The sequence below is a fragment of the Pelobacter propionicus DSM 2379 genome (assembly GCF_000015045.1).
In the GTDB taxonomy this organism is placed as follows: domain Bacteria; phylum Desulfobacterota; class Desulfuromonadia; order Geobacterales; family Pseudopelobacteraceae; genus Pseudopelobacter; species Pseudopelobacter propionicus.
The window spans coordinates 2,099,195-2,125,598 of sequence record NC_008609.1 but is presented as its reverse complement, the minus strand read 5'-3'; the positions used below and the strand labels follow the sequence as shown (position 1 = coordinate 2,125,598).

General features: G+C 59.3%; 32 protein-coding genes. 16 read left to right on the top strand and 16 right to left on the bottom strand.

The annotated features are described in order from the left end of the window. Window positions 1–393: 393 nt before the first annotated feature. From PPRO_RS09830 to PPRO_RS09800, 7 genes are all read left to right on the top strand, one after another. Window positions 394–669, top strand: coding sequence for an ArsR/SmtB family transcription factor (locus PPRO_RS09830; RefSeq protein ID WP_041532245.1), 276 nt, complete (start codon window positions 394–396; stop codon window positions 667–669). A gap of 81 nt (window positions 670–750) precedes the next feature. Continuing rightward, entirely contained in the window at window positions 751–1,041 is a 291-nt protein-coding gene (locus PPRO_RS09825; protein ID WP_011735855.1) for a YciI family protein, read from the top strand. Window positions 1,042–1,384: 343 nt separating this feature from the next. Further along, window positions 1,385–1,822, top strand: a complete 438-nt coding sequence (locus PPRO_RS09820) for a nucleoside deaminase (protein WP_011735854.1) — start codon at window positions 1,385–1,387, stop codon at window positions 1,820–1,822. A gap of 96 nt (window positions 1,823–1,918) precedes the next feature. Then, window positions 1,919–2,362 carry a hypothetical protein gene (locus PPRO_RS09815; protein ID WP_041532244.1) on the top strand — a complete coding sequence of 148 codons (444 nt, stop codon included), beginning with the start codon at window positions 1,919–1,921 and terminating at the stop codon, window positions 2,360–2,362. 3 nt (window positions 2,363–2,365) lie between these two features. After that, window positions 2,366–2,890, top strand: coding sequence for a YeeE/YedE thiosulfate transporter family protein (locus PPRO_RS09810; protein WP_011735852.1), 525 nt, complete (start codon window positions 2,366–2,368; stop codon window positions 2,888–2,890). Continuing rightward, entirely contained in the window at window positions 2,887–3,414 is a 528-nt protein-coding gene (locus tag PPRO_RS09805) for a YeeE/YedE thiosulfate transporter family protein (protein ID WP_011735851.1), read from the top strand. Before PPRO_RS09810 ends, PPRO_RS09805 begins: the two co-directional genes overlap by 4 nt. Before the next feature lie 347 nt (window positions 3,415–3,761). Further along, window positions 3,762–5,147, top strand: a complete 1,386-nt coding sequence (locus PPRO_RS09800; protein ID WP_011735850.1) for a sigma-54 interaction domain-containing protein — start codon at window positions 3,762–3,764, stop codon at window positions 5,145–5,147. An 80-nt stretch (window positions 5,148–5,227) separates the two neighbouring features. On the opposite strand, the gene PPRO_RS09795 is transcribed toward PPRO_RS09800, so the two are convergent. The 9 genes from PPRO_RS09795 to PPRO_RS09760 form a co-directional block, all read right to left on the bottom strand. Further along, entirely contained in the window at window positions 5,228–5,569 is a 342-nt protein-coding gene (locus PPRO_RS09795) for a PAS domain-containing protein (RefSeq protein WP_011735849.1), read from the bottom strand. Window positions 5,570–5,788: 219 nt separating this feature from the next. Continuing rightward, the gene (locus tag PPRO_RS09790; RefSeq protein ID WP_011735848.1) at window positions 5,789–7,480 is read right to left on the bottom strand and encodes an FAD-dependent oxidoreductase; all 1,692 of its coding nucleotides are present in this window, start codon (window positions 7,478–7,480) and stop codon (window positions 5,789–5,791) included. A 67-nt stretch (window positions 7,481–7,547) separates the two neighbouring features. Further along, window positions 7,548–8,123, bottom strand: coding sequence for a 4Fe-4S binding protein (locus PPRO_RS09785; protein ID WP_011735847.1), 576 nt, complete (start codon window positions 8,121–8,123; stop codon window positions 7,548–7,550). A gap of 164 nt (window positions 8,124–8,287) precedes the next feature. Continuing rightward, entirely contained in the window at window positions 8,288–8,470 is a 183-nt protein-coding gene (locus tag PPRO_RS20890; protein ID WP_157039980.1) for a hypothetical protein, read from the bottom strand. Window positions 8,471–8,493: 23 nt separating this feature from the next. Continuing rightward, window positions 8,494–10,941, bottom strand: coding sequence for a PAS domain S-box protein (locus tag PPRO_RS19505; protein WP_011735846.1), 2,448 nt, complete (start codon window positions 10,939–10,941; stop codon window positions 8,494–8,496). Window positions 10,942–10,947: 6 nt separating this feature from the next. Further along, window positions 10,948–12,066 (bottom strand): ABC transporter substrate-binding protein, encoded by a 1,119-nt coding sequence (locus PPRO_RS09775; RefSeq protein WP_011735845.1) that lies wholly within the window; start codon window positions 12,064–12,066, stop codon window positions 10,948–10,950. A gap of 140 nt (window positions 12,067–12,206) precedes the next feature. Further along, window positions 12,207–12,602, bottom strand: coding sequence for a molybdenum cofactor biosynthesis protein MoaE (locus tag PPRO_RS09770; protein ID WP_011735844.1), 396 nt, complete (start codon window positions 12,600–12,602; stop codon window positions 12,207–12,209). 66 nt (window positions 12,603–12,668) lie between these two features. Next, window positions 12,669–13,136 carry a tRNA (N6-threonylcarbamoyladenosine(37)-N6)-methyltransferase TrmO gene (gene tsaA, locus PPRO_RS09765; RefSeq protein WP_011735843.1) on the bottom strand — a complete coding sequence of 156 codons (468 nt, stop codon included), beginning with the start codon at window positions 13,134–13,136 and terminating at the stop codon, window positions 12,669–12,671. 39 nt (window positions 13,137–13,175) lie between these two features. Continuing rightward, window positions 13,176–14,132 carry a hypothetical protein gene (locus PPRO_RS09760; protein WP_011735842.1) on the bottom strand — a complete coding sequence of 319 codons (957 nt, stop codon included), beginning with the start codon at window positions 14,130–14,132 and terminating at the stop codon, window positions 13,176–13,178. 200 nt (window positions 14,133–14,332) lie between these two features. Here PPRO_RS09760 and PPRO_RS09755 point away from each other — a divergent pair, with 200 nt between their 5' ends. Together PPRO_RS09755 and rbr are read left to right on the top strand one after the other, a co-directional pair. Continuing rightward, window positions 14,333–14,782, top strand: a complete 450-nt coding sequence (locus tag PPRO_RS09755; protein ID WP_011735841.1) for a Fur family transcriptional regulator — start codon at window positions 14,333–14,335, stop codon at window positions 14,780–14,782. 92 nt (window positions 14,783–14,874) lie between these two features. Beyond that, window positions 14,875–15,450, top strand: coding sequence for a rubrerythrin (gene rbr / locus PPRO_RS09750; RefSeq protein ID WP_011735840.1), 576 nt, complete (start codon window positions 14,875–14,877; stop codon window positions 15,448–15,450). A 76-nt stretch (window positions 15,451–15,526) separates the two neighbouring features. On the opposite strand, the gene PPRO_RS09745 is transcribed toward rbr, so the two are convergent. The 7 genes from PPRO_RS09745 to PPRO_RS09715 all read right to left on the bottom strand — a co-directional run bounded on the left by PPRO_RS09745 (window position 15,527) and on the right by PPRO_RS09715 (window position 21,202). After that, the gene (locus PPRO_RS09745) at window positions 15,527–16,270 is read right to left on the bottom strand and encodes a Rossmann-like domain-containing protein (RefSeq protein WP_011735839.1); all 744 of its coding nucleotides are present in this window, start codon (window positions 16,268–16,270) and stop codon (window positions 15,527–15,529) included. A gap of 52 nt (window positions 16,271–16,322) precedes the next feature. After that, on the bottom strand, window positions 16,323–17,057 hold the full coding sequence (gene modA / locus PPRO_RS09740) for a molybdate ABC transporter substrate-binding protein (protein ID WP_011735838.1): 735 nt from the start codon (window positions 17,055–17,057) through the stop codon (window positions 16,323–16,325). Between the two features lie 110 nt (window positions 17,058–17,167). Further along, window positions 17,168–18,139 carry a radical SAM protein gene (locus PPRO_RS09735; RefSeq protein ID WP_011735837.1) on the bottom strand — a complete coding sequence of 324 codons (972 nt, stop codon included), beginning with the start codon at window positions 18,137–18,139 and terminating at the stop codon, window positions 17,168–17,170. Beyond that, window positions 18,136–19,449: a cation diffusion facilitator family transporter gene (locus tag PPRO_RS09730; protein ID WP_011735836.1), complete on the bottom strand. Its 1,314-nt coding sequence runs from the start codon at window positions 19,447–19,449 to the stop codon at window positions 18,136–18,138. The genes PPRO_RS09735 and PPRO_RS09730 overlap by 4 nt, the downstream gene beginning before the upstream one ends. Before the next feature lie 248 nt (window positions 19,450–19,697). Next, the gene (locus PPRO_RS09725) at window positions 19,698–20,438 is read right to left on the bottom strand and encodes a ZIP family metal transporter (protein WP_041532243.1); all 741 of its coding nucleotides are present in this window, start codon (window positions 20,436–20,438) and stop codon (window positions 19,698–19,700) included. Continuing rightward, window positions 20,438–20,755 carry a DnaJ domain-containing protein gene (locus tag PPRO_RS09720; protein WP_011735834.1) on the bottom strand — a complete coding sequence of 106 codons (318 nt, stop codon included), beginning with the start codon at window positions 20,753–20,755 and terminating at the stop codon, window positions 20,438–20,440. Before PPRO_RS09720 ends, PPRO_RS09725 begins: the two co-directional genes overlap by 1 nt. A 12-nt stretch (window positions 20,756–20,767) precedes the next feature. Further along, window positions 20,768–21,202 carry an ATP-binding cassette domain-containing protein gene (locus PPRO_RS09715; RefSeq protein ID WP_011735833.1) on the bottom strand — a complete coding sequence of 145 codons (435 nt, stop codon included), beginning with the start codon at window positions 21,200–21,202 and terminating at the stop codon, window positions 20,768–20,770. A 325-nt stretch (window positions 21,203–21,527) separates the two neighbouring features. Between PPRO_RS09715 and PPRO_RS09710 the strand changes: the two genes are divergently transcribed. The 7 genes from PPRO_RS09710 (at window position 21,528) to PPRO_RS09680 (ending at window position 26,359) form a co-directional block, all read left to right on the top strand. After that, a complete protein-coding gene (locus PPRO_RS09710; RefSeq protein ID WP_011735832.1) occupies window positions 21,528–21,920 on the top strand; it encodes a NifB/NifX family molybdenum-iron cluster-binding protein in 393 nt (130 codons plus the stop codon). Between the two features lie 261 nt (window positions 21,921–22,181). Further along, window positions 22,182–22,493 (top strand): DUF5320 domain-containing protein, encoded by a 312-nt coding sequence (locus PPRO_RS21240; RefSeq protein WP_011735831.1) that lies wholly within the window; start codon window positions 22,182–22,184, stop codon window positions 22,491–22,493. Between the two features lie 302 nt (window positions 22,494–22,795). Beyond that, window positions 22,796–23,158, top strand: a complete 363-nt coding sequence (locus tag PPRO_RS09700; RefSeq protein WP_011735830.1) for a NifB/NifX family molybdenum-iron cluster-binding protein — start codon at window positions 22,796–22,798, stop codon at window positions 23,156–23,158. Further along, complete coding sequence (locus PPRO_RS09695; protein ID WP_011735829.1) at window positions 23,155–24,012, top strand: ATP-binding protein; 858 nt, start codon at window positions 23,155–23,157, stop codon at window positions 24,010–24,012. Before PPRO_RS09700 ends, PPRO_RS09695 begins: the two co-directional genes overlap by 4 nt. 37 nt (window positions 24,013–24,049) lie before the next feature. Further along, a complete protein-coding gene (locus PPRO_RS09690) occupies window positions 24,050–24,487 on the top strand; it encodes a PaaI family thioesterase (protein WP_011735828.1) in 438 nt (145 codons plus the stop codon). Then, window positions 24,474–25,388 carry an MBL fold metallo-hydrolase gene (locus tag PPRO_RS09685; protein ID WP_011735827.1) on the top strand — a complete coding sequence of 305 codons (915 nt, stop codon included), beginning with the start codon at window positions 24,474–24,476 and terminating at the stop codon, window positions 25,386–25,388. Before PPRO_RS09690 ends, PPRO_RS09685 begins: the two co-directional genes overlap by 14 nt. A gap of 98 nt (window positions 25,389–25,486) precedes the next feature. Beyond that, on the top strand, window positions 25,487–26,359 hold the full coding sequence (locus PPRO_RS09680; protein WP_041532241.1) for an ATP-binding protein: 873 nt from the start codon (window positions 25,487–25,489) through the stop codon (window positions 26,357–26,359). Window positions 26,360–26,404: the final 45 nt, after the last annotated feature.

Here is a 26,404-nt window from a genome sequence, read left to right as displayed (position 1 = left end):
ATCCCTGCATGCCAGGGCAGTCTGTGTCGTGCCGAAAAGGCGCCAGGGGAGGAAAGGCGTGAATGTCTCCGGCAGACGAGCCCCCTGAACAGCAGAACAAAGATTTTTTCCCGGTGGGATGCGGAACCTACTCCCTGGCCTGGCTGTTGTTGAAAGGTCGCAGTGCCACGTGACTCTGGATCAGGAACCGGGAAACGTCGAAAGCACAACAGGGCGGGAAGAAGCGCATTCCGGCTCTCTTGGTATCACCGTTCCCGACGCCGGGCTTGACAGCGGGGGGGATATCTCTATTATGAATGAAATTTTCGCGGGTTGGGGCGTGCTCTCCGTCGCACCGCTCTCGCGAACCCACGCCAGGGGAGCATGGCATACCATCCAGCAAAGGCGCGGCTCATGGAATCTTCAGAAACAAGGGACTACAGCCAGGAGGCGGAGATCCTCAAGGTGCTCGGTCATCCGGTCCGGCTCAAGATAGCGGCAGGGTTGTGCACCAAGGAGTGCAACGTCAAGAATATATGGGAATGCCTGGGTCTGCCCCAGGCAACGGTTTCCCAACACCTGGCGCTGCTCAAGAACCGGGGCATCATCACCGGCAGGCGCGAGGGGACCGGGGTGCGCTACAGCGTCACCAACCCCATGGTGAAGAAGATCATCGCCGCGCTGGAGTGAACGCTTCTGGCGACCGGGGAGCGTTCTTTTGCCGCCATGCTGTCGCTGGTCAACCACTGAAGCTGCTTGGGGAGATCATTCATGTTCATCGTGTCACTGCACTATACACAGCCGCTGGAGGTGGTGGAGTGTCAGCTCCAGGCCCACCGGGCTTTTCTGGACCGGTTCTACCAGCAGGGGGTATTCATCGCCTCCGGCCGCAAGGTTCCCCGCAATGGCGGGGTGATCCTGGCAAAAGGCGTCACCCACGCCGAACTGGAAAAGATCCTGGATCAGGACCCCTTCAGGGCGCAGGGGGTTGCCGACTACCAGATCACCGAATTCACGGCCAACCGCACATCAGCGGATTTCGCGGGGCTGCTGGAACTGTAGGCCGCGCTATTGTCTCTCCAGCTTTTTGAATCTGTTGGAGAAGAACAGCACCTGGTACTGGATGGCGTTGTCCGCCTGCCCCGCGAGCAGCAGGGCGACCAGCAAGAGACCTATCCTGCGCATTTCATCCTCCCCCCATGTTTCCTGGAATTTTGCCGCGTAACCATAGCATCCCGCCGTACCGTCGTCAAAACAATCCCCGCTGACCTGCTGCTCCGCTTGAAACCCGATTCGTGACCTTTATGCTGACAAAAGAGACGCCGCAGATTGCCTGTTGCCGAGCCGAGGCTACACTTGAAGACGATACACTCCCGCCGCCAGCGGAGAGAGGGGGAAGACGGATATGGACGAATTCATGCAAGCCGCCTTAGAAGAGGCGCGGAAGGGGCTGGCCGAGGGGGGCATTCCCATCGGCTCGCTCGTGGTGCACCGGGGGGCTGTTCTGGGAAGGGGGCATAACCGGCGGGTGCAGAAGGGGAGCGTGATACTTCACGCAGAGATGGATGCCCTGGAGAACGCGGGGCGGATGCCGGCAGCCATCTACCGCGAGTCGGTGCTGTATACGACGTTGTCCCCCTGTCCCATGTGTGCGGGAGCGATCCTGCTCTACGGTATTCCGCGGGTGGTCATTGGAGAAAACAGGAACTTCCGGGGCGAGGAGGAACTGCTCCGCTCCCGCGGCGTGCAGGTGGAACTGCTGCAGGACGAGGAGTGCATCGCCCTGATGCGCCAGTTTATCGACAACAGGCCGGACCTGTGGAACGAGGATATCGGCGTGTGACACTCCCGTGGAGCCGTCATGCCGGTGACCAGGTCTGAAACGTGGCGGGGTCCCCCGGCAATCACCGGGAACGCCAGTGTGAAAAGGAGACTACATATGAAACGGTTCGTACGTGTGGCAATGGCAGGTGTGGTGGTGTTTCTTACCGGTACAATGGCCATGGCCCAGGGCATGGGCGGCAGTGGCGGATGGGGGATGAGGGGCTCTTATCAGCGGATGTACAATCAGGCCACGGTGGAGAGCGTTTCCGGTCAGGTGGTGAGTGTGGATACGATGATGCCCATGAAGGGGATGGGCTCGGGAATCCACCTGACGCTGAAGACGGACAAGGAGACCATCCCGGTCCATCTCGGCCCCTCCTGGTTCATTGAACGCCTGGACAGTAAAATCGAAAAGGGGGACAGGATCGAAGTGAAGGGCTCCCGCGTAACCATGATGGGAAACGCCACCATCATCGCTGCCGAGGTGAAGAAGGGGACTAATCTGCTGCTGCTCAGGGACAAAAACGGCGTGCCTGTGTGGAGCGGCTGGAGGAGATAGGTGATGGACGAGAACAATGACCGCGGCTGGAACCCCTATCTTGCGGGCGCTTTGACCGGCATCGTATCCACCCTGTCGCTGTGGGTGTCCGGCAAATACTTCGGCGCCTCCACCACCTTCGTGCGCACGGCGGGAATGATCGAGAAAAGCATCGACCCGGAGCGGGTGGGGACGATGGCGTACTTCATCAAGGAGGCGCCCAAGATCGACTGGCAGTGGATGTTCGTGCTGGGAGTCTTCTTCGGCTCCCTGATCGCCTCCACCACGTCGGGCAGCTTCCACTGGAAGGCGCTGCCCGACATGTGGCAGGCCCGCTTCGGCCCGAGTCGGTCCAGGCGTGCGCTGGCGGCGGTTGTGGGCGGAATCATCGCCATGTTCGGCGCCCGCCTGGCCGACGGCTGTCCCAGCGGTCACGGACTGAGCGGGACCATGCAGATGGCGATCAGCGGTTTCATAGCCCTGGCCTGCTTTTTCCTGGGCGGCATGCTGGTGGCGCGCCTGCTCTACGGCGGAGGTGGCAAGCAATGAACATGCTGATCTACGGACTGGTTACCGGCATACTGTTCGGTTTCCTGCTGCAGAAGGGGAGGGTGCTGCGCTACGACAGGCAGTTGGGCGCCCTGCTCTTGAAGGATATGACCATCATCAAATTCATGCTCTCGGCGGTACTGGTGGGCATGACCGGTGTCTATCTGCTGAACGATCTCGGCATTGCCAAGCTGTCGGTGAAAGCCACCATCCTGGGCGGCGTCATCCCTGGCGGCTTGATATTCGGCATCGGCTGGGGGCTTCTGGGCTACTGCCCTGGCACCTCCCTGGGCGCCGTGGGCGAGGGGCGCTGGGATGCGCTCTGGGGTGTCGTGGGCATGCTGATCGGCGCCGCCCTGTACGCCGAGGCGTATCCGGCGATGAAGAACAGCCTGCTCGCCTGGGGAGACCTGGGCAAGCTCACCTTGCCGCAACTCCTGGGGGTCAGCCACTGGCTGCTGATCCCGCTCTTCATCGCCGGCGGAATCGGGCTGTTCTCCTGGTTCGAGAAGAAGGGGCTGTAGCCATCTACGGGGGAAGGGGGGAGTTTCCGGCCTTTGTGTCAGCGAATAATCCCCTCGACCCCATCGATCAGGTCGTTGTTTCAGTTGAGACTGTTCCCGATTCCGCCTTCCCCGCGCGTTTTGCCCCTGTCCGGCTTCCGGGCGCTTTCCGTTTCCCTGAATTACTGCTATAGTCCCTGACTTGATGCCAACCACAGCCTACGAGTCCAAAGGGAATCCCCTATTATGTCCCCCCCACTGCTTCTGATCATCCCTGTCCCGACCGTTTCGGTCGCCACCGGGTGCAAACGTTTCCCGGATGGCCAGGGGGAGATCTCATCCCTCCGTGGGCCGGATCGGAGCAGGTCATGACCGCTTCCCGGGCCAAAGGGGGAACGTCGAACCTGCTCTCTCCCACCGAGGCGATCCTGGAGAGCATCTCCGACGGTGTCTTTACCGTTGACATGGAGTGGGTGATCACCTCCTTCAACCGGGCCGCCGAGGAGATCACCGGTGTGCCGCGCAGGGAGGCCATCGGCCGCCGCTGCGGCGAGGTGTTCCGCTCCAGCATGTGCGGCGCTGACTGCGCGTTGCAGCGCACCCTCAAGAACGGCAAGCCGGTGATCGGCAGGTCGGGCTACATCATCGACGCCGACGGCAACCGCATCCCGATCAGTATCTCCACCGCCGTGCTGCGGGATGCCGATGGACGCGTAATCGGCGGGGCGGAAACCTTCCGCGACCTGTCCGAAGTGGAAACCCTGCGACGGGAGCTGGAGGGTAAGTTCAGCGTGGGGGATCTCTCCAGTCGCAGCCCGCTGATGCAGCGTATCTTCGAGATCCTGCCGGCCATAGCCGCCAGCCCCAGCACGGTCATGCTGCTGGGGGAGACCGGCACCGGCAAGGAGGTCATGGCGCGCACGATCCACTCCTTGGGTTCCCACAGCCAAGGGCCGTTCATCGCGGTCAACTGCGGCGCCCTGCCCGATACCCTGCTGGAGTCGGAGCTGTTCGGCTACAAGGCCGGCGCGTTCACCGGCGCCACCCGGGACAAACCGGGCCGTTTCGCCCTGGCCAGGGGAGGGACGATCTTTCTGGATGAGATCGGCGAAGTGAGCCCGGCCCTGCAGGTGCGCCTGCTGCGGGTGCTCCAGGAGCGGAGTTTCGAGCCGCTGGGGGCGGTCACGTCCGAAACCAGCGACGCGCGGGTAATCGTGGCCACCAACAGGGATCTTGTCGAGCAGGTGCGCAAGGGGCTCTTCCGGGAGGATCTGTACTATCGGGTGAACGTGGTGCGCATGGAACTTCCCCCCCTGCGCCGCAGGAAGGAGGATATCCCCCTGCTGGTGAATCGCTTCATCGAGCGGTTCAACCACCTGCAGCTGAAATCGGTTCCGGGGATCTCCGCCGAGGCGTTGTCGTTGCTCATGGCCCACGACTGGCCGGGAAACATCCGCGAGCTGGAGAATGCCATCGAGCGCGCCTTCATCCTCTGCAACGAGGGGCAGATCGGCATCGGCCACCTCTCCGAGGAACTGCGCGCCCACCGGGCAATGGCAGCGGAAGGCGACGTGCGTTCAGCACACGACATCCTGGATGCCCAGGCTATTCTGGCCTCCCTCGAACGTAACAACTTCAACCGCCTGGCTGCGGCCAGGGAACTGGGTATTCACAAGACGACCCTGTTTCGCAGGATGAAGCGGCTCGGCATCCCCCTCCCCGAGGAGGACGGTCGATCGCGGCATGCCACCTGACTGATTACTAAAAACAGACAGGGCCGGGAGATTGTCCCGGCCCTGTCTGTTTTTAGTTTCCAAACTCCCTGTCCCTTTGATCAGGCCAGGCTACTTTCAAAAACCATTTCAACCACGCCTGCCAAGGCATCCCCGTCGTAGAAAGGAACATTGACGATGGTCAGTGTTCCATCCGGGCCATCCATGGTCAGATAGTTGATCTTGCTCTTCTTGTCGGCAAAATCCTGATATATGCCCTTCATCTTAACCATGGTTTCCGGCTTGTGGCAGGCGGCCATGTTCTTGCCAATTTCCAGGCCGGCGATTTTCAGTTCCTCAAAAAGCTCAAAAGCCCTTTTATTGGCGTAGGTTACATTGAAATCAGGGTCGGACACAACGACCGCGGTGTTCAGATTGTCCCATACTTTGCTGATGTCACTCATGTGGTCTCCTTGTGGGGCATTGTTGGATGTTGACGCGAACAGCACAACCAGAAAACAGGGCTTGAACCGAATACAATATAATGGTGTTTGTTTTAGTTGTTAATGAGTAAGCTGTCAACACAATTGTGCCCTGCTAGGTATAACCCCGGCCAAGGGACTGATAATCCCACATGGGATCCTTCCTTTTGAGCGAAGCTCAGGTTTCACGCGTCATGAATCTCATTTCTCCCGCCGGTACGGCCAGGCCATGACCCCACCCTCCAGAACCTTGACGTTTTTCCATCCGGCTGCCTGCAGCAGGATTGCCGCTTCGTACCCCCTGAGGGATATCTTGCAGTAGCAGACGATCTCCCGCTCCCTGTCCTGGGGCAGGTCGGCCAGCCTGCGCCGCAGGTCACCCAGGGGAATCAACGTCTCCCCGATACCGATACGCATCATGTCGAACTCGTCCGGGGTACGCACGTCCAGCAGGAAGGGGGTCTCTCCCCTGTCCAGCTTCTCCTTGAGTTGGACAGGACCGATGCCGTTCAGCCTCCCTTTCAGCTTGTTCTCCATCAGGTGGGCGGTGGCGATGAAGTGGTCGATGGCCAGTGAGAAGGGGGGCGCGTAGGGGAGGTCGGCATTCACCAGGTCGGCAACCGTCAGTTTCCCCAAGAGCGCCATGGCCGCCGTGGCGATCTGCTTGCCCACGTCGCCCGGCCCCACGCACTGCACGCCCAACAGTCTGCCGCTGTCGGCATCCACCACCATCTTGGAGATGAGCAGCTTGGCGCCCATGAACTCCGGCTTGTCCAGACTTGCGTTGATCACCGTGGCGACGTTGAAGCCTTCCTGGCGGGCCTTGCCCTCCGAGAGGCCGGTGGAGCCGGCATTGAAGTCGAAAACTTTGCAGATACCGGTGTGGAAGGTGCCGGGGAAGGTGACGCTGTCGCCCAGTACGGCGTTCTCACCGGCCACACGTCCCTCCAGATTGGCCAAGTCGCCGAAGGGCGCGCGGGTTTTTCCGCCGGTTATGCGCTGCACCAGTTCGATGCAGTCGCCCACGGCGTAGATATGCGGGTCGGAGGTCCTCAGGTGTTCATCCACCAGGATGCCGCCGGTGGCGCCGATGGTAAGTCCGGCTGCCTGGGCCAGATCTGTGTTGGGAATGACGCCGATGGCCAGCACCGCCAGTTCGCACGGCAGTTCCGTGCCATTCTCCAGTCTGACCGCCGTCAGTCTGCCGTTTTCACCCAGGAATCCTGCCAGTTTGACATCGGTAATCACATTGGCAGCCTTGCTGCGCACATGGTTTTCCAGTATCTCGGCCAGTTCCCAGTCCAGGAACATCAGGATCTGGGGCAGCATTTCGATAACCGTGATGTCGATGCCGGACAACTGCAATGCCTCGCAGGTCTCAATGCCGATCAGGCCGCCGCCGATGACCACCGCCTTTTTGACGGCGCCCTCGTCGCGGATACGGCGCAGGAAATCGGCGTCACGCATGGATTGGAGCGTTGTCACCCCTTCCAGGTCGATGCCCGGTACGGGAGGTTTGCGCGGCTTGGCACCGGTGGCGATGATCAGCTTGTCATAGCTCAACTGGTCGAGGACGCCGCTTTTCAGGTCACGGCAGGTAACGGTACGTTGCGTACGGTCGATGGCGGTTACTTCGGTTTCGGTGCGGGCACGGATTCCCTTGGTGTTCACGAAGAAGTTGGGGTCGCGAACCTCGCCGTAGGGTGTGCTGATCAGGGCGTTGCGGTTGTTGAATACCCCAGCCACAAAATAGGGGTAGCCGCAGGACGCCATGGACATTTCCGGCGCCTTCTGGATGATGGTTACCTCTGCCGAGGGGTCGAGCCGTTTTGCCCGTGCCGCGGCCTTGGGACCGGCCGCCGATCCTCCAATGACAATGATCCGTTTACTCATGTTTTCTCCTCCTCCGTTTGTTGTAGTGCAGGTCCAGCGGGCCGCTTACGGCATGCTGTCGATGACTCTATTGTTTTCCCTGAAGTGTGCAATCCGGTGTGGATCCCTGGTACTGATTTTTTCCGCTGATGCCGCAGTCGACGCAGGGTGTCGAGATTCTCGTGGAGCGCTTCCCGCCGGCAATGGCCCCTTGTATGGTGCCCATGGGGCAGAAGGAACACCAGGCTCGCGGCCGGTAGAGCACTCCCGCCACCAGCGCTATCAGGCTGGTTATCAGGCAGACCCGCCAGAAGACCGTGCCCCAGTGGCTGACGCTGCCCATGTCTCCCGCCAGCTGGAGAAACAAAAAGGAAAACAGCACCGTCAGTAGGCTCCAGCGAAAGCGCGGACTGATCAGGAAGGCCGGTACCCTGGTGGAGCCGCCCAGTGCTTTGAACCAGGTATCCAGGAAGCTTCCCCGCGGGCAGAATGTGCCGCATACCACTCGCTTCTTGTAGGATGAGCCCACCAGGCCGGCAATCATGACCAGTGGAACCATGAAGCCGAGATAGGGATAGCGCCATCCCGCCCCCAGCACCACCAGCATGAGCAGACCGAGACCCCATTTGTATCTGTTTTTAAGGAATGCTGCTATCGTCGACATATCTGCCTCCTTGAATATATGAAAAACAATATATACAAAAAACTCATATGTCAACGGTTTTGTTTGTGAGGCTGATCAGTTGGATTCAGCCGTGTGTGCTGTAAGCATATTTCATGAATGTGTTGGATGGGAATGGTGGTGTGGTATGTTGCGGTTTGGCTCATTCATTTTGATTGGGGAGGTGCTGTTGCATGCGTGTTCTCAAGTTGTTGCCCCGCGGCATCAACGAGGTGTTCCGCGATCATGCCGCCCGCCGTGATGCTGCCGCCGTTCCAGCCGAACCTCAGCAGAATAACCAGTTTTAGCGCCATTCCGCCGGATATCCCGGCGCCCAGAACTCTTGCCATGACCAACCTGCCCGGCGACGGATTCAGGCGGACGACTGTCGTGGGAATGTAACGGTTGTTACCGCCCCCTCGTGCCCTCCCTGGCAGGAGAAATGACCGCCCAACTGCCTGGCCAGAAGGTTCACCAGTTGCAACCCCAGTGTTTCGGCGTTTTTGAAATCCAGGCCAACCGGCATGCCCACGCCGGTATCGGCGACTTCCAGGGTGATCATCTCCGCGTCACTGCTCATGCGGACGAAAATGTCACCCCTCCGTCCGTCGGGAAAGGCATGCTTCAGCGAGTTGGAAATAAGTTCGTTGATGATCAGGCCACAGGGCACCGCCCGGCTGATCTCAAGAACCACGTTGCCAGACTGGATGTTCAGGGAAATCCGTTCGCTATCAACGACATAGGCATCGAACAGGTACTGGGACAGGTCTCTGACGTACTCTCCCACATCAATGGCGGAAAAATCTTTCGATCGGTAGAGTCGTTCGTGAATAAGGGCCATGGACCTGACGCGGTTCTGGCTTTCCCGGAGACAGCTTCGCGTCCGTTCGTCGACAATGGAATCCGACTGCAGTTCCAGCAGCGAGGAGATGATCTGCATGTTGTTTTTGACCCGGTGGTGGACCTCCTTGAGCAGCACTTCCTTTTCCGTCAGGGCTGTTTTCATTCTTTCTTCGGCACGCTTAGCCTCGGTGATATCCACAAAGGTGGCTATGCCTCCCGGTCTGCGCCCATATTCGATCCTGCCGGCGGAAACGATCACCCATCCCTCTTCACCGTTTTTTTTGACGAATTTCAGCTCGTACTGGTTTGGAACCGGCTCACCCCGGAGTCGCGCCAACCCTCGCTCCCTTATGGTCGTTCGGCATTCCGGATGAGCCCACTCCCAGAATTTCATGGTCAGCAGTTCTGCCTGGTCGTAGCCGAACAAACGGACGGTGGAAGGATTGACGTAGACCAGCATTTCTCCCTGATACACGACAATGGCGGTCGGGGAGGTCTCCGCCAGCACCCGGAACTTCTCCTCGCTCTCCCTGAGCTCTTCTTCGGCTTTCCTGAGCTCGGTGATGTCGATGATGGCTCCAACAATTCCCGCCACGCGGTTGTTAGCGTCAAAAAAAGTCGCCTTGTTGAAAATAACGTCGTGAAATTCGCCGTCACCATACATACCGCTTGTCTCATATGTCTGCACGCCGGGATGGCGGAGCAGGGCCGTATCCGCCTCGTGATGTTTTTCGGCACGCTCCCTGTGAGCCACGTTGTGCACGGTTTTCCCCACGATGTCGCATCTCGGCATACCTATTAACACTTCGAACGCCGCGTTGCATCCCAGATACAGCCCGCCGGCATCCTTGTAATAGACCGGAACGGGGATGGAATCCATCAACTGCTGCAAAAAAAACAGCTGCGCGTTCAGGCGGTTTTCCCGCTCGTGGAGCGCATCGGCCATGGACTGGAGCGCCTCGCCGAGCAGGTTGAACTCACTCACCGGGCCTTTCGGCCAGTCGCCTGCCTCCACACCCGACTCGACTCTGCGGGCGTGGGTGACCAGTTCCTCCAATCTGGTTGCCAGGGAGTGTGACATGATCAGGTTCAGGCCATACGCCATCAGCAGCGCCAGACAGAGCGCCGTCGCGAAAATGCCGGTGGTGGTGAGCGCCGAACGGTAGGCCAGCTCGACGGGGGAAGCAACCAGGATGTTCCAGTTGAGAATCGGCGCCCTGATCAGGCAGCCCACCACCTTCACGCCGTTAAAGGAAAAACTGCGGGTTACCGGCTTGTTGGAGGCAATCCCCTCCCTCACGATCTCCAGGTTGGTCAGGTTGTACTGCCGCGCGGTGAAGCGCCCCTCCTGGTCGGCGATTACCTGTCCACGCCGATCGATGATGAAAACCGACTGTTTCCCCTGCTCGGCGATCCCCCTGAGGAAGATGCCCAGCTGGGAGAGGGAGATCTCTCCCAGCGCCACGCCTTTGGCTGCCGGAGTGGCGTAGGCCACGGTCAGCCCTCCTCCCATCGGGGAGAGATACGCATCGGACCATGCCGGTCTGCCGGAGGCGCGCACCTGGCGCACCGCGTTTGTGAGCGAGAGATCGTTCCCGATCATCTCCCGGCCCAGGGGCGCTTTTTCGCCGGGAAGAGCAATGGCCGAGATGCGGCCGGCCGCATCGGTGAAGGCAAGGGAAGCCAGATTCCGAGACGATGTCAGCACGGTGTCCAGATACTCCTGGGTCGCGGATGGACTGACGACCCCCCTGGCGACGACCGAGGCCGTTCTGGTGATCTCCTGGGATGATGCCACGAGATACTCTTCCGTGCGCGACGCGATTGCCGCGGCCAGTTGACGTTGATGTTCTTCCGAGTCGGCGATGACCTGGGGGCGCAGCCAGAACCACCCCAGAACCGCCGAGAAGAGGAAGGGAACCACGGCTACCCAGGCTGAGCGGATGGTAAGAAGATGACGGAGTGAGCGGATTTTCATTGCTGATTACTCGAGGGTTACGAAACGACCGTCTTTAACCACGGTGATGAAGGTCGTGCTCCTGGCGTCGCCAAAACGATCCAGGACGATCTTCCTCTGGACCCCCTGATAGCTGCCGGCAGAGACGATTGTGTCTTTAAGGGAAGCGTCTCCCTTCCGTGCGGTCAGGGCGTCCAGCACGACGTTTGCCGCGTCATAGCCGGCCAGCCCCGGGAAGCCGGGATCCTGCCCGAAACGGGTCCGGTATGAAGCCAGGAAGTTCCGGTAGCGGGGCGTCACGTCGCCGTGGTTGATGAACTGCGCGAAGTACACGCCCTCTACGGCGGAGCCTCCCAGCTCGATGAAGCGCTCCGTGGAGCCCCACTCGGATACAGTGATGGTGACGCGGCGGTCCAGTTTGCGAATCTGCTGGCAGAGCAGGGCGGCATCGACGGCGTTGCAGACCAGGACCACCAGATCGGGGTCGTGGCGGAGCAGGTCGCGCACGATGGGAGAAAAGGCGATGTTTTCACCGGAGGTGAATGATCTGCTGACGACGATGCTGCCGCCGCTGTTCTCAAAGCTCTTCCTGAAACCGGCCAGCCAGCTGGTCGTGTAGGAGCTGTTGCCCGTGTCGTACACAATGGCGGCCCGGCGCAGGCCGGACTTTTTCAGGTGAAAAAGGGCGCTCTTGGGAGCGTAGGTGGAGGTGTCCGGGAGAACGCGCAGGAAGTAATCGTCCGCCCCGGAGAGTTGCGTGCTGGTCACGGTGGGGCTGACCGTGACCAGTCGCGCCTGATTGACGATGGGAACCATGGCCAGCGCCACGCTGCTGGTCATGGGGCCGATGAGCGCCTCCACGTTGCTCTCCGTCAGTTCGCGGGTAACCTTTCTGGCGGTCTCCACGTTTTGCTCGTCATCGCGGATGATCAGCTCAACCGGCCGCCCGTTGATGCCGCCACGGGCGTTTCTCTCCTCTACGGCAAGCAGGGCGCCGTTTCTGCCGCCGACCCCAAGGTCCGCCACGCGCCCCGACATGCCGCCCACAAACCCGATGCGGATCGGCTTCCGTTCGCACCCGCTCAGAAACAGGGCGATGCAGCCCAGTGCGAGAAGAGAGTATAAGAAACGAATACGGAGGGGCATGGCAGGTCGTACCTTTCACGGCCCAAAGGGGGAATCGGAGTCGGGGCCATTGTGTGGTGGCTGCTTTCGTGAAGAGTATACGATCTATAACAACGGGCGCAAACCGGGAAGAATTCAGAGGGGCTTTTCCGCTTTACAGATCACTCCATCTCGATCAGCTGGATGAACTCCTCCTTTTTGACCTCGTCCACGATCCAGGAACAGGCCTGGAAGCAGCGGTCGCGGGTCTTGCCGGACACGATCGCCAGCAGTACCGAATCGCAGGCATGGATGGTTCCCAGGCGGTGCACCACCAGGACCTGGTTGAGATTAAACTGTTCCTCAGCCAGGCGGGCTATGGCTGCCAGGCGTTCGTTAACATCGGCAACGAGTGACTTCAGCTCCACCGAGCTGAAGTCGGCGACCTGTTTCCCCGGCCGTTTGACTCGGCCGTGGTGCAGCACCACTGTGCCGGTTGCGTCGGTCTCCCGCTCCAGGAAGGCGCGGTAGAGTTCCAGGTGGTCGAAGGTTTGCTGCGTGGCGTATGCGCTAATCACTGGTATGTTCTCCTCTCTCGTATGGTGCGTGTAACCCAAGGCGGTACTTCTTTTCACGGAACCAACCTACTCACTGTTGGCCGGTTTAGCACGGTCCTGCTTGCCGCTGAACCACCCCTCCGTTGCCTCTGGGTGGGAGTCGAAGCGGGGGACATACGGCTTGATGTCCAGCAGCGGCGTAGCGTTCAGCACGTCGATGCCGCTCACCGTCAGCAGGTTGCCGCGCCGCTCCACCAGTTTGACCACGGTGATGCCGATGCAGTTGGGGCGGCAGGGGTGGCGGGTGGCGAAGATGCCGTGGGGCTCGTCGTCCAGGAAGGGGTGGCGTACCAGTTCGCCCGGCTCGGCCCGGTCGAAGCGGTAAAAGAGGAACAGGTGGCTGAACAGTTCGATATCCTTCAGACCCTCGCTGAATTCGGGGAAGATCTCCACGGTTCCCAGGGCCTCCGGCCGGAAGATCCCCTGGATAGGCGCTTCCTCTTTTGTTGCGTGGTCGCTGTGAATGATTCCCACTGCCTTGACATGAAATTCCATAAAAACTCTCCGTTAGTCAGTATGTTGAACTGCCTGAGTTTACTCAGTTGATGATGTTTTACTCAGCGGTATTCGCTCGCACTGTCCGAAGCAGACTCTGCTGATGGCGATGAATGCCGCGCTTCCCGCCGCCACCTGCCAGGGGTAGGACCAGAGGCTCTCCGCAGGCACGATCGTTGGCAGCAGGGCGATGGCCACGACGGGAGGAAAGGGGAAGCGCAACCGGTTGTAGGCAAAAAAGACCGTCAGCGTCGCCACGCAGGCGCTCAGCCAGAGCGGCCAGCCCAGGGTCGTATGCAACAGGGCGTACCAGAACACGCCGCTGAAGGCCGCAAAAACCAGCAGTCCCAGGATGGCGCCCCACCTGTCACGCAGCCTTCCCCCCGGTTTGGACAACTCCACGAAAGCCACGATCAGGGGAGGGGCGACCACGAACATCTGTCCGGAAACGCTTGCAACGGTCGACATGAGCATCACGGTGGCCAGCAGTTTTCCCCAGTGCGCAAACTCCGTCTGGCTCCATACGTTTTCCTCCGGCTCCTTCCCCGCTCCTGTTGCCGGTTTCCCGACCGGGGCGTTGCTGTTCAGATAACGATGTCCCAGGCTGACCGTAGCGGTCAGAACGCACACCGAGAGCGGGTACTGCCAGCTGTCGCAACGGGTGATGATGGCCAGTATGGCGGCCGAGATCGATGGCAGCACGCCGGAGCGCAGCAGTTTCAGCTGCAGGACCACGAGACAGAATGCCGCCGTTATCATGGGAAAGGGTGCGTAGTCAAAAAAGCGAACGATCAGCACTCCGGTCAGGGCCGCCAGGGTGGGAGAGATCCAGAAATGAAGAGCCGAGCCCTGCCAGGGAGGCCTTTCCATGATCCATGCGCCCAGTGCAAGTGCCGCGATTTCCGGAAAGATGATCTCACCCTGTCCACTGTACTCCGCCACTGCGAACATGGCTGAGATCAGCAGCAGGGCTGGCACTATAGCTATTTTCCTCATGACTCGCTCCGGCTGATTGCAGCGGCAGCGTCAGTGCTACCAGCCTGCTCCGCCTTATAGCACGGATTCTACGAAGGGTGAAACGAGAATGAACAGGAGAACTGTTTACGCTTCACGGCGATGATCAAAAATGGCAGCTTGACAAATATTCTTTATCTGTTATTTTTACTAAATAAGAATAATTACTAAAAGCGGCTGCCATGACACCACTCTCCAACAGCATAGATCACCTGACCCAGACTTTCCGCGAGTCAGGTTTGCGTGTTACCCATCAGCGGCTTGAGATTTACCGGGAGCTGATGGAGGCCAGGGATCATCCTACAGCTGAACAACTGTATCGCAGGCTGCGCGGGCGAATCCCGACCCTCTCGCTGGATACGGTCTACCGGACCCTGACGACTCTGGTCACCCATGGCATGGTCAAGCGCCTGGAGACGGTGGAGAGTCAGGCGCGTTTCGACACGACCCGGCAGCGCCACCATCATATCATCTGCAAGCGCTGCAACGAAATCATGGACTTCCACTGGCCGCTGCTGGATGAGACGCCGCTGCCGGGAGAGGTGGATTCGTGGGGCAGGCTCGACGGAGTCAACGTGGTCGTGTACGGCGTCTGCGCCCGCTGTCTTGCAGGAGACGCCCAACCGACCTGATTGTAGAATGGACTATTTGTTTGCCGCCTTGAGTGCGGCTTACCCCCGAGAGGGGGCATACCACCAAACAACCATAGAGGAGGACTCACCAGATGCCGAGTATCAAGGGAACCAAGACCGAACAGAACCTGCTAAAATCGTTTGCCGGAGAGAGCCAGGCCCGCAACCGCTACACCTACTTCGCAAGCGTGGCCCGCAAGGAAGGGTACGTGCAGATCGCCGATATCTTCGAGGAGACCGCTTCCCAGGAGAAGGAGCATGCCAAGCGTTTCTTTAAGTTCATGGAGGGGGGCGATGTGGAGATCACCGCCTGTTTCCCCGCCGGCAGGATCGGCACGACGACTGAGAACCTCCTGGCCGCAGCGAACGGCGAGCATGAAGAGCACAGCGAGCTCTACCCCGGCTTCGCCGATGTGGCCGCCCAGGAGGGGTTCAACGAAATCGCCCAGGCCTGGCGGGCCATCTCCGTGGCCGAGAAGCAGCATGAAAAACGCTACCGCGATCTTCTGGCCAATATCGAGGCCGGCCGCGTGTTCAAGCGCGAAATCGAGGTAACCTGGCGCTGTCGCAACTGCGGCTACCTGCACACGGGCACGGTAGCCCCGGAACTCTGCCCCGCCTGCATCCATCCCCGGGATCACTTCGAACTGCTGGGTGAAAACTGGTAGATCACTACCGGTGCTGCCACCTCTGGGTGGCAGCACCGCTTTCAGAGACGCATGGATCATGGATCTCTGGACGTTTTCAGTGTCCGTAGGGGCAGATCCGCTCCAGGCCCAGCAGTGCCGCCACCCCGGAAATGGTGTTGCCGAAGAAGATCACCGGTTTTTCGGCGGCCTGGAACTGCTCCAGTATCTCGTTGATGGTCCCGTTGACCACGCTGGAACCGGTGACCAAGCCGACCTGGCACCACTCCACCAGCTTGGACAGATCCCTCTCCCCGTCCATGACGATCAGATCTTCCCGTTTTTCACCGATGTTGTCCGGGTTCAGGTCCATGATCCGCATGCCCGAGGTGCCGTAGGCGTCCACCATCTCTTTCAGGATGGCCGGTTGAAGCCCGATCATGCCGTAGCGGCGGACTTTGAAACGCTGGCGCAGCAGTTCCGGCATCTCGGCCCCGCATTTGGTCGGCTCGTCGTCCCTGCAGTGAATCACGCCGCTGGCCAGGCCGAGATGACTGGTTACGGCGTTTAAGCCGGCGGTAAAGACAGCCCGCCAGCCGTTCTCCGTCAGATCCAGTTCCAGTAGTTCCCCCAGGGTTCCCTCCCAGTTTCCCGGTGCGTCGGTGAAGGCCTGGCCGGCGCTGTCGCGGAAGCGCGCCTCGATGACCCGCTCTTTGCCCTTCTTGATGACGAAGGTTTCGTCAGCCGTGCCGATGGCCTCGTCGGGTGTCAGTGACCGGATCGCAATCCGTTCGGCCAGGTCGAGTCCGCGCTCGGCAACGATGCGTTTCAGCTCTTTTTGTGCTCTGTCCAGAATATCCATGTCAGTTTTCTTTCCTCTCCTCTGATGGGTGTGCGGTTTGTGACGCCGACTCTTACTGTATTTCGAAGCCGTGCTTCCTGAGAACCCTGGTGGCCTCCGTCGAACGCAGGAACTTGTAGAAGCTCACCGTTTCCGGTTGCCTGGCGCCGCTGGCGGTCATGGCCATGGGATAGACGACCCGGGGGTACAGATCCTGGGGGACGTTGAAGAGCAACTTTGCGTTGTGGGACTTCAGGGAGTCGCTGCGATAGACGAACGCACCGTCAACCTCGTTCCGCTCCGCGTACATCAGGCAGTCGCGCACGTCCCTCGCCATGACCAGCTTACTCTCCAGCGCCTTTTCCATGCCCGCCTTACGTATGGCGTGCAGGGCATAGTCGCCGGCCGGCACGATCTTGGGACTGCCGATGGCGATCCTGTTCAGCCCGGCCAGATCGTGCATGCCGTGCACAGCTCCCTGATTCGTGCCGACGAAGACCAGACTATTGTAGGCAAAGGGTGTGATCGATGCTCTCTCCACATGTTTCTTACCCTTGAGGTAGTCCATCCACTGCTGGTTGGCCACCAGTACGATGTCTACGCTCAGGCCGCTGTCCATCTGTTTTGCCAGTGCTCCCGAGGCCACGTAGCTCTTGGTTATTTTGACCGACGGATTGCGGGCCGTGTAGGACGCGCACAGCTCGTTCAACACATCCTTCAGACCTACGCCGGCGCCAAGTGCGATATCGGCGGCATGGGCATACAGGGGCAACAGCAGCAGGGACAGGGCAAAGCAGAGTGTTCTCATGGTCGACTCCTTGTGAAATGGTGTGGCTCAATGCCGAAATTGCCAAGAAAGCACCCATTGATGGTGGATGTCAAGAGCGCAGTGTTTTTTGATATATAGCGACCTGTGCCTCAGGGAGCAGCTTCTTGCTCTGGCCTGACCTGATGCGCTCCTAACCTGCGCAGGAAGAATCTCATGCCCCGGTATTCCGTCTCCACCAGAATCCCTTCCGCCAGCAGTCGTTGCAGCAGGGTGCGGTCCTGTCCCCTTTCTCCCAGGAACTTCTCCACTGCCTCGGCCCTCATGGGGTGGACGGCGGTGATGCCCAGCAAATCCTGTTCCGGATTGCCGCTGCCGGAAAAGCTGTCTCCCTCATAGCCGATCAGATACTCAACATGGCTGATACGGTGACTGAAAATCTGAAAGGCACGGTTGACTGTCTCCTCGTCAGGGGGCCTTACCCCGCTCTCGGCAGGAGGCCTGATGGGGATGGCGAGGTATGCTGTTTTTGGCGCAAGCAACGCCACGAAATCCGCGACCTGTTCCATATCCCTGTCACGGTCGTTGCATCCCTGCACCAGCATCGTCTCCGTCATCAGTTCTCCCCTGAACGATCGTGCAAAGCCGAGTATTCCGTCCATGACGGTTTCGAGGCTTAAGGAGCCGTGGGGCCTGTCGATGCCGCGCCAAATGCTCTCGCTCACCGCATCCAGCTTGATCGACACTAGATCCGCACTGCCCAGTTCTTCCCTGACATCTTCCCGCCAGAGAAGGGAGCCGTTGGTAATTACCGCGATCCTGATACCGAGCGGTCTCAGAAGTTCAATGGTGCGGCCGAGATTGATGTCCAGGGTCGGCTCACCATCGGGAACAAAGCTCAGGTAGTCAATGACGTCGCCCGCTTCTCGCGTTTGTTCGACCTTTGCCGCAACCTCTTCGACTATCTCTTCCGGCCGGTAGAACAGACGGCGGTCAACTTGGAGATGGGACGTTCGTCCCACCTGGCAATAGACACAGGAGTAGGTGCATGCCTTGGGTGGGATGGAATTGATGCCCAGGCTGCGCCCCAATCGTCGCGATGGTACCGGCCCAAAAGCTTTCATGGTTGTATTCTCATGGTCTCTCCGGTTTCATTTGTTACGGTTTCCGATTCTTCCAGCGAGTGCGTAGGCGTCGTCAGTCGGGGAAGGCGGCCGTCCCGGTAGGTCTGGACAATTTCACCCACGGTGAGCTCTTCCGTAACGGCATAGATATCGATGAAATTCTCCTTGAGCATGTAAAAGGAGAGTTCTCCGATGCCGCGGGTGAAGAGCAGGCCCAGTTTGCATTGGAGCAGCGCTTTTATGATCTTCACCCCGATATGGATCTTCTCGCCGAGGAACTCGTTAAGATAGAAGTCAATGATTTCAGTATCATGCTCCGAAATACTGATTACGACGAAATAGGGGCTCCGACCGAAGTGGGCGTGGATTCTGGAGTCGATACCGTTCATCTCCGCCACCGGGATAAGGGCGGTAATAGCTCTGTCCCGCGACGGTTCGACATGGACGAAAACCGTCTCGATATCCCGGTACTCGCCGGTTACGACATCCTCGATCTTGTCCGCCAGTTCATGGGCACGGTAGAGCGGGAGGTTCGGGTTGCTCTCGATGGTGCATTCCACCATCCTGAACGGCCCTGAACGGCGCACCCTGACCTGTGGCGTGCCCATGACCCCATTGATCTCCTCGATCCTGCCGACAATCTGAGACCGCACGTCGGGATCCAGGTTGGCGTCGAGCAGCGAGAGCAGGCAGACCCAGACGGTTTCTCCCCCCAGTTTGAGGATCAGCAGGGAGATCACCAGGATCAGGCACCCCTCCACATGGGGAATGCGCAGATAAGCCAGGATCAGGCCGACCAGGACCGCGCAGGAAACGTAGGTGTCCAGCAGGGTGTCGCTAGCCTTGATCTGAAGCGACTGGGAGTTTATGGCCAGTCCGACCTCTCTCTCCTTCCGTGCCAGGACATAGTCGACTCCAATGGATAGCGCACTGGCCAGGACCGGCAGGAGTGGAAAATCGATGGCTGTGCCGGCGTGGAAAAACTTGTCGTACCCTTCACGGGCCATCTCGATCCCCGCCCAAAGCACGACCACTCCGATGAACAGGCCGGCCAGTGTTTCGGCCTTGTACAGGCCATAGGGGAATTGTTCGGATTTTTTTCTGGCGGCGAGCCAGAGGCCGAAACCCGAGGCGGCTATGGTGACCACGTCGCCCGCGCTGTGCACGGCGTCGGCAACCAGCAAAGGCGATTCGAACCAGTGCCCGACAATCCCCTTGACGATGGCCAGAAGCAGGGTCAGCAAGGTGGCAATCAGGGCTATCCTCTGCCCCTGTCCCAGTCGTTGTAGTCGCGCTGTTTCGCTATTCATACCCGATATGCACCGTCAGTTTTCGCTCTCGAATTTGCGGGCCATACGCGCCCCGCACTTGGGGCATGGCGTGAGAAAACAGGGTGAACCGGGTTGTTTCGAGGCAACAAAACCGCAGGAGGTACAAATGCAGTTCTGCGGTCTTCCCTGTCCGCCCAAGCCTCTGCCACCCCCAAAACAGCCCCGCCACCACCTGCCGAACCCTCTTCCTGACCCAGCGGGCATACGAACGTCCTCCTTTCTGAAATTCAATGCAGGAATCGGAACAACGCAACGGTACAGATCCCCAACAGGATGAGTGCAATTTGCCGTGCCGCGTTGCCGATTCCCTGGCGTTTGTGAGTGCTTGGAACCAGATCCGCCAGGGCAATATAGATGAAGCTCGCGGCGGAGAGTGCCAGAACGTATGGCACCGCCTCTCTGGTGGCACCCAGATAAAAATAGGCGATCAACGCTCCCGGCAGCGTACTTAGGGACGAGATCAGGTTACAGCAGAATGCCCTTGTCTTCGTGTAGCCGCTGTCCAGAAGAATCGCTATATCCCCCAGTTCCTGAGGGACTTCGTGGGCGATTACTGCCAGTGAGGCAGAGATGCCCAGAGGAATAGACGTGAGAAAAGCGGCGGTAATAACGACACCGTCGACAAAATTGTGGAATGCATCGCCGATAAGAATCAATGCGCCCGGTTTTCCGTGCAGCTCGCATTCCGGATCATGGCAGTGGCGCCACAAAACTATCTTCTCCAGTATGAAGAACATGATGATACCGGCCAATACCGTACACAGTACGGTTGGCGCGGGGGCTTGGCAGAGTCCGGCGGGAATCATGCCGAGAAAGGCCGCTCCAAGCAGTGTGCCGATAGCGTAGCTGAGGAAGCAGGGTATGAGATTTTTTATGACATGCCGGGGGAACAAGAGCAACAAGGCGCCACCGGACATAGCACCCACACTCCCCAGGGTGCTGAAAAGTAGTATCCATGCGAGGATCATTACTCTTCCTCGTGATGCCGAGTCCCCATGCTATTTCCCCACAACGGATCGTCCATGAACTGCCTCCTCAACCGTTCGTCCGTATTCTGCTCGTAGAACTCATCCTCTGCAAAGGAGAACCGGTATGATTCGATGTAATCCAGCAGCACCCGGTAGGCCGCGTTGATTTTACTGATCCGGTCGTGATCAGGTTCGGCACCGGCGTCGGGATGATATTTCTTGACCAGGTGGCGGTGCCGTGCCCTGATCTCCCCGCGTGAGGCACGCTCGCCAATCCCGAACACCAGCAGCGCTTCCTGCAGTTCAACGTAGGTCATGAAAATGCCCTTTCAGAGTATCGCGTCCCGCTCCTGTGCATTCTTTAGGTCAAACTCTTCCAGTAGGGCGCGGCGTTCGTCCCGGCGCATGCCGTACAGAGCTGCGCAGAAGCAGAGGTTATCGAATCCGGACAGCTCGGGATAGAGGTTGCTCTCGTCCGGGACGACGCCGATCAGATGCTGGGCCGCCTTCGGATTTCCCGTGCAGTCCAGACCGCCAAGACGGATCTGCCCCGAATCCGGTCTTGCAAGGCCGGTGAGCATGTTGATCGTGGTGGTTTTGCCGGCGCCGTTGGGGCCGAGAAATCCAAAGAGCTCTCCCTGGTTTACCTCGAAGGATACCCTGTCAACGGCGGCGATATCGCCGAACCGCTTGGATAATTCCCTGGCCTCGATGAATACGGGATGTTTAGGGGATGTAGATGTATCTGTATGGCGCGTTTCCATGTATGAGCCTATTGATGGCAGGGCGACTCTTTTGTATAGATTTAGCTATTGTATGCACGGATAGTACCAACCGTACGCAGCGTAAACAACCGTGGATAATTATGGGTTTTTGAAAAAGGGCGTGCGTTGACAGTAGCGCGCATGCACCACTTGCAACCCTGTTGAGTTGCATTGCAACCATTGTGTGGTTTGATAACCCCTACGTTCTGTGGCTGATTATAGATGTAATTACTGATGGTTATGTGCCTTGTTCTGTGAATCCACATAGTGGGCACGGCGATTGCTAGCTGATTGAATGTAAGGACATCAAAAAGGACCGCTGACGATGAAAATAGCCTTTGCATACTGGGATAACCGCATAGCGCCGGTCTTCGACATAGCGACCAGGATTCGCGTGGTGGATAGTGATAACGGCCGAATCGTCGGCGAGTCGGAAGAGACTCTTGATGATGGTTCTCCGGTGCGCAAGGTTATCAATCTGGCGCACCTGAATATCGCAACCCTGGTGTGCGGTGCTATTTCACGGCAACTCAAGGAAATGGTCATGTCCAACGGCATCCAGGTGATACCCTTTATTGCCGGAGACCTGGGGGAGGTAACCCGGGCCTGTCTGGATGGCACGCTGGAACACGATCGGTTCGCCATGCCTGGCTGCTGCCGGCGTGGCAGGACATACAGACGGAGAAGATGTTGTGACGGGGAGAGGAGGCAGCCATGAACGGAGGAAGAGGTGGACAGGGTGGACAGGGTGGACAGGGTGGACAGGGGCGCGGGCGCATGGGAGGCCCCCAGGCGGGAGGCGCAATCGGTTTCTGCGTCTGCGCCACATGCGGATATCGCGAACCGCATGAACGGGGAGTACCCTGTGTGCAGAAGCGCTGTCCCAGCTGCGGTGCCGCGTTGACAAGAGAATAACCCTGGATATCAGCAGTGGAAAGCTGTCTGTTCAGGATAACAAGAGGCAAAAAGGAGGTTCATCATGCCGCGTAGAGACGGAACAGGACCGATGGGCAGAGGCCCCATGACAGGCGGGGGATTCGGTAATTGCTCGGGAGGAAGAGCCTTTAATCAGGGCTCCGGTGGAGGCATGGGGCGGGGCGGTGCAGGCCGTGGCATACAGCGCATGTTCCAGGGCAATGGCCGTTTTGGATCAAATGCGCCGAACCAGGAGTCGGATGTGGAACTTGAAAACCGGATGCTCATGAAGCAGAACCAAACGCTGCGCATGGAACTGGACGCCATCATGAAGCGCCTGGACGAAATGGAAGCCCGAACGGGAAGCACTCGCTAGCGTTCGCTGGATATGTATCCACCGGGTAACCACCTCCGGCCCTTCTGCCCCTGACCTTGGGTGTGGCGAGACGGCAGGAGACGCTACGGTTTCCCTCCTGTGACCGTAGCGATCTCTTCCGCAACAGGGAGGGACGGGGGTGGTTAATACCATTCTGAATGGCGGAATAGCTGTGATTGATCATTCCTTCCCAGATGATTGAGATCGAAATTCCCTTTATTCAGCCTATTAACATTGAAATACAGCCATGACCGCGGCGCGGTTTTTCTTTGTCGCGCACGCATATCTATAAGGGAGAAACCATGAAAATAGCCTTTTCAACTTCCGGCAGCACCCTCGATTCCCCCCTGGATAGCCGTTTCGGCCGGGCGCCGCACTTCCTGATCTTTGATCTGGATACGGAAACGTTTGAAGTGGTCGACAACCGGCAGAGCCTGGATTCCGCCCAGGGAGCGGGAATCCAGTCGGCGGAAACGGTGGCGCGTCAGGGAGTGAAAGCCCTCGTGTCGGGACATTGTGGTCCGAAGGCGTTCCGCGTGCTCCAGGCTGCCGGTATCAGGATCTTCACCAGCGATGCGGGTACGGTCGCCGATGCCCTTGAACAGTACCGCGCCGGAACTCTGGCGGAAGCCGGTTCGGCAGACGTGGAGGGGCACTGGGTATGATTCTGGCGGTGGCATCGGGCAAGGGGGGGACCGGCAAGACGACCGTTTCGGTGAACCTGGCGCGGTTGCTCGGTTCTGCCGTGCAACTGCTGGATTGCGACGTGGAAGAGCCGAATGCTCACCTGTTTCTGAAATGTACGGAACCGGTGGAGGACGTTGTCTCCAGTCCGGTTCCCAGCGTGGATGAGGCGCTCTGCGACGGCTGTGGAGAATGCGGACGTTTCTGTCAGTATCACGCTATCGTCTCATTTGGGACCAAGCCGGTCATATTTCCGGAGATGTGCCACGGCTGCGGGGGCTGCATGGCGGTCTGTCCACGCCGGGCCATCAGTGAAATCGGTCAACGCATAGGAATGGTGGAAACCAGCTGCTCGGAAAACATAACCCTGATTCAGGGGAGGCTCGATATCGGTGTCGCCATGGCGCCGCCCCTGATCCGGGCGGTAAAACGAAAAATGAGGGACGATCTGCCGGCGATCCTGGATGCCCCTCCGGGGACATCCTGTCCGGTTATTGCCACGCTCCGTGGCGTCGATTTCATCCTGCTCGTCACGGAACCGACACCTTTCGGCCTCCACGACCTGAAACTGGCCGTGGAGATGGTGCGGGAACTGCGGATTCCCTTCGGCGTCGTGGTAAACCGCATGGGGGTTGGAGACATGCGTGTGCATGACTACTGCCGACAGGAAAATATTTCCCTGCTCCTGGAACTACCCGATGACCGGCGCATAGCCGAGGTCTACTCCCGCGGCGAGTTGATCGTGGAGAGCCTGCCCGAATATCGCGATCTCTTCCGCGGGTTACTGGAAAAGGTCGTGAATGGCGAAGATGCGGGGCAACGACACACATCATGAACATGACGCCATACCTGCTTTTCCTCGGTGACTGCCCGTGACCATCCAACACTCCTCCCTCACCGAACGGATCGCGAATCACGACCACTGCATCATGTGCGGAGAACTCAACCAGCTGTCGTTACGGCTCAAATTCGTGCCCGACGGTGGTGGAGGCGTATCCGCCCCCTTTCTGGGAAACTCCCTCCTGCAGGGGTACGACGGCATTCTGCATGGTGGCGTTATCAGCTCGCTGCTGGATGCCGCCATGACCCATTGCCTGTTCCAGCACAAGATCGAGGCGGTGACCGGAGAACTTCTGGTCAAGTTCGTTGCTCCGGTTCCCTATGGGTCGGCATTGATGGTGCGGGGTTGGCTCGTGGGGGCGACGCCTCCGCTCTACCTGTTGCGCGCGGAACTGCTGTACGGCGGAAGCCTCATGGCCAGCGCCGAGGCGAAATTCATGCAGAGGTTCTCTAACAATGCCTTGTACTGATTTTGATATACGCATTCTGGTTGATAACAGGGTCGATGACGGTTTGATTCAGGAGCACGGCTTCTCCGTGTGGATCGAGGCCTCCGGCCAGCGGATACTGTTTGATACGGGACAGGGCACGGCTCTTGGCCACAACGCCAAACAACTGGGCTGCGACCTGGGGCGGACCGACATGCTGGTATTGAGTCACGGCCATTACGACCACAGCGGCGCAGTCTCCCATGTGGTGGGAATCGCTCCCTCTTCACGCATGTTCTGCCATAGCAACGCCTTTTTGCCCCGCTACAGTATCCGGCCGGGAGAAGCCCCCCGGCTGCTCTCCATGCCCTTTTCCGACGGGAAGGCTTTCCTGCATGTTTCGGACAGCAGGATCACCTGGGTCACTGGACCGCGCATGGTCGCGCCTGACGTGGGTGTGAGCGGGCCGATTGCGCGCCTGCATCCCCTGGAAGACACGGGCGGACCTTTTTTCCTGGATCCCGAGGGGCGCCACCCCGATCCAATCAGGGATGACATGTCCCTGTGGATCGCCGGCGAGCGCGGCCTGATCATCATAACCGGTTGCTGTCATTCCGGCCTGATCAATACCGTGGAACAGATCCGTACCAGGAGCGGCATCGAGAGGGTCTTTGCCATTATCGGCGGGTTCCATCTGCTGAATGCATCCCCCCAGCGGCTGGAGGCGACCTGTTCGGCCATCCGTGCATGGAATCCAGAAATCGTTATTCCCTGTCACTGTACCGGCGACACGGCAGAGGCGTTGTTGATCGAGACGTTGGGATCACGGGTCATACCCGGGTATGCCGGTCTCAAACTCAGCTCCTCCCGGTTACCGGATGCGGTGAAGACCGGTCTGCGCTCCGCTGCGCTTCCTCCGGGCGCCGCTGAGCGACGCTCGTAACACTCGGTCAGTTTCAGAGATGGCGCCAACGTGTCTCTTCCCTCGGGGGGCGGGTGGCTGCCGGACAGAACCGATACTCATGCATGAAGGATGAATACATGAAAGAACTTGTTGTCATCAGTGGTAAAGGTGGTACGGGCAAGACCAGCCTGACGGCTGCGTTCGCGGTGCTGGCCGGCCGCTCGGTCATAGCCGACTGTGATGTCGATGCGGCTGACCTGCATCTGGTCCTTTCGCCGCGGATCGTGGAACGGCACGAATTCCGCAGCGGGCATGGGGCGGTCATCCTGCAGTCGGACTGCATCGGTTGCGGTGTCTGCCGCAGGTGGTGCCGCTTCGATGCCGTGAATATGGAGAAAAACGACCGGGGTGAAACCGTCTTTTCCATCGATCCGGCATCCTGCGAGGGGTGCGGCGTCTGCGTCCGTTTCTGTCCGGTGCAGGTCATAGACTTTCCCCAGCGGCTCTGTGGAGAGTGGATGGTATCGGAAACCCGTTGCGGAACCATGGTGCACGCCCGTCTGGGCGTTGCCGCCGAAAACTCCGGCAAACTGGTCTCCACGGTCCGCGGCGAGGCCCGCCGCATCGCCGGGGAGCAGGGCCAAGGGCTGATTCTGGTGGATGGCCCACCGGGGATCGGCTGTCCGGTAATCGCCTCCTTAAGCGGCGCCTCGGCTGTGCTGGTCATCACCGAGCCGACCGTGTCGGGAGAGCACGATCTGGAACGGGTCCTCTCCCTGGCGCGCCACTTCGCTATTTCGGCGTCGGTCTGCGTGAACAAGTGGGACCTCAACCGGGAGATGACCGAGCGTATCGAAGCCGGCGCCATCCAGGCGGGGGCAAAAACCGTTGGCCGTATCCGCTACGACAGCAGCGTCACTCAGGCGCAGATTCAGGGAAAGGCGGTGGTGGAGCTGGATGCCCCCAGCGCGGATGACATACGGCAGGTCTGGAACAATCTCGATCTGTAAGGGAGAGCGGATGCTGGTAACGGTCCGCTCATAACTATCACACAT

Coding starts and splice junctions, on each gene's coding strand:
- PPRO_RS09700 (WP_011735830.1), top strand. CDS start 22,796: ATGAAAATAGCCTTTTCAACTTCCGGCAGCACCCTCGATTCCCCCCTG.
- modA (WP_011735838.1), bottom strand. CDS start 17,057: ATGAGAACACTCTGCTTTGCCCTGTCCCTGCTGCTGTTGCCCCTGTAT.
- PPRO_RS09715 (WP_011735833.1), bottom strand. CDS start 21,202: ATGGAAACGCGCCATACAGATACATCTACATCCCCTAAACATCCCGTA.
- PPRO_RS09810 (WP_011735852.1), top strand. CDS start 2,366: ATGGACGAGAACAATGACCGCGGCTGGAACCCCTATCTTGCGGGCGCT.
- PPRO_RS09695 (WP_011735829.1), top strand. CDS start 23,155: ATGATTCTGGCGGTGGCATCGGGCAAGGGGGGGACCGGCAAGACGACC.
- PPRO_RS20890 (WP_157039980.1), bottom strand. CDS start 8,470: ATGGCAAGAGTTCTGGGCGCCGGGATATCCGGCGGAATGGCGCTAAAA.
- PPRO_RS09745 (WP_011735839.1), bottom strand. CDS start 16,270: ATGGATATTCTGGACAGAGCACAAAAAGAGCTGAAACGCATCGTTGCC.
- PPRO_RS09820 (WP_011735854.1), top strand. CDS start 1,385: ATGGACGAATTCATGCAAGCCGCCTTAGAAGAGGCGCGGAAGGGGCTG.
- PPRO_RS09760 (WP_011735842.1), bottom strand. CDS start 14,132: ATGAGGAAAATAGCTATAGTGCCAGCCCTGCTGCTGATCTCAGCCATG.
- PPRO_RS09795 (WP_011735849.1), bottom strand. CDS start 5,569: ATGAGTGACATCAGCAAAGTATGGGACAATCTGAACACCGCGGTCGTT.
- PPRO_RS09825 (WP_011735855.1), top strand. CDS start 751: ATGTTCATCGTGTCACTGCACTATACACAGCCGCTGGAGGTGGTGGAG.
- PPRO_RS09725 (WP_041532243.1), bottom strand. CDS start 20,438: ATGATCCTCGCATGGATACTACTTTTCAGCACCCTGGGGAGTGTGGGT.
- PPRO_RS21240 (WP_011735831.1), top strand. CDS start 22,182: ATGCCGCGTAGAGACGGAACAGGACCGATGGGCAGAGGCCCCATGACA.
- PPRO_RS09735 (WP_011735837.1), bottom strand. CDS start 18,139: ATGAAAGCTTTTGGGCCGGTACCATCGCGACGATTGGGGCGCAGCCTG.
- PPRO_RS09755 (WP_011735841.1), top strand. CDS start 14,333: ATGACACCACTCTCCAACAGCATAGATCACCTGACCCAGACTTTCCGC.
- PPRO_RS09680 (WP_041532241.1), top strand. CDS start 25,487: ATGAAAGAACTTGTTGTCATCAGTGGTAAAGGTGGTACGGGCAAGACC.
- PPRO_RS09710 (WP_011735832.1), top strand. CDS start 21,528: ATGAAAATAGCCTTTGCATACTGGGATAACCGCATAGCGCCGGTCTTC.
- tsaA (WP_011735843.1), bottom strand. CDS start 13,136: ATGGAATTTCATGTCAAGGCAGTGGGAATCATTCACAGCGACCACGCA.
- PPRO_RS09830 (WP_041532245.1), top strand. CDS start 394: ATGGAATCTTCAGAAACAAGGGACTACAGCCAGGAGGCGGAGATCCTC.
- PPRO_RS09800 (WP_011735850.1), top strand. CDS start 3,762: ATGACCGCTTCCCGGGCCAAAGGGGGAACGTCGAACCTGCTCTCTCCC.
- PPRO_RS09775 (WP_011735845.1), bottom strand. CDS start 12,066: ATGCCCCTCCGTATTCGTTTCTTATACTCTCTTCTCGCACTGGGCTGC.
- PPRO_RS19505 (WP_011735846.1), bottom strand. CDS start 10,941: ATGAAAATCCGCTCACTCCGTCATCTTCTTACCATCCGCTCAGCCTGG.
- PPRO_RS09730 (WP_011735836.1), bottom strand. CDS start 19,449: ATGAATAGCGAAACAGCGCGACTACAACGACTGGGACAGGGGCAGAGG.
- rbr (WP_011735840.1), top strand. CDS start 14,875: ATGCCGAGTATCAAGGGAACCAAGACCGAACAGAACCTGCTAAAATCG.
- PPRO_RS09685 (WP_011735827.1), top strand. CDS start 24,474: ATGCCTTGTACTGATTTTGATATACGCATTCTGGTTGATAACAGGGTC.
- PPRO_RS09720 (WP_011735834.1), bottom strand. CDS start 20,755: ATGACCTACGTTGAACTGCAGGAAGCGCTGCTGGTGTTCGGGATTGGC.
- PPRO_RS09815 (WP_041532244.1), top strand. CDS start 1,919: ATGAAACGGTTCGTACGTGTGGCAATGGCAGGTGTGGTGGTGTTTCTT.
- PPRO_RS09785 (WP_011735847.1), bottom strand. CDS start 8,123: ATGTCGACGATAGCAGCATTCCTTAAAAACAGATACAAATGGGGTCTC.
- PPRO_RS09805 (WP_011735851.1), top strand. CDS start 2,887: ATGAACATGCTGATCTACGGACTGGTTACCGGCATACTGTTCGGTTTC.
- PPRO_RS09790 (WP_011735848.1), bottom strand. CDS start 7,480: ATGAGTAAACGGATCATTGTCATTGGAGGATCGGCGGCCGGTCCCAAG.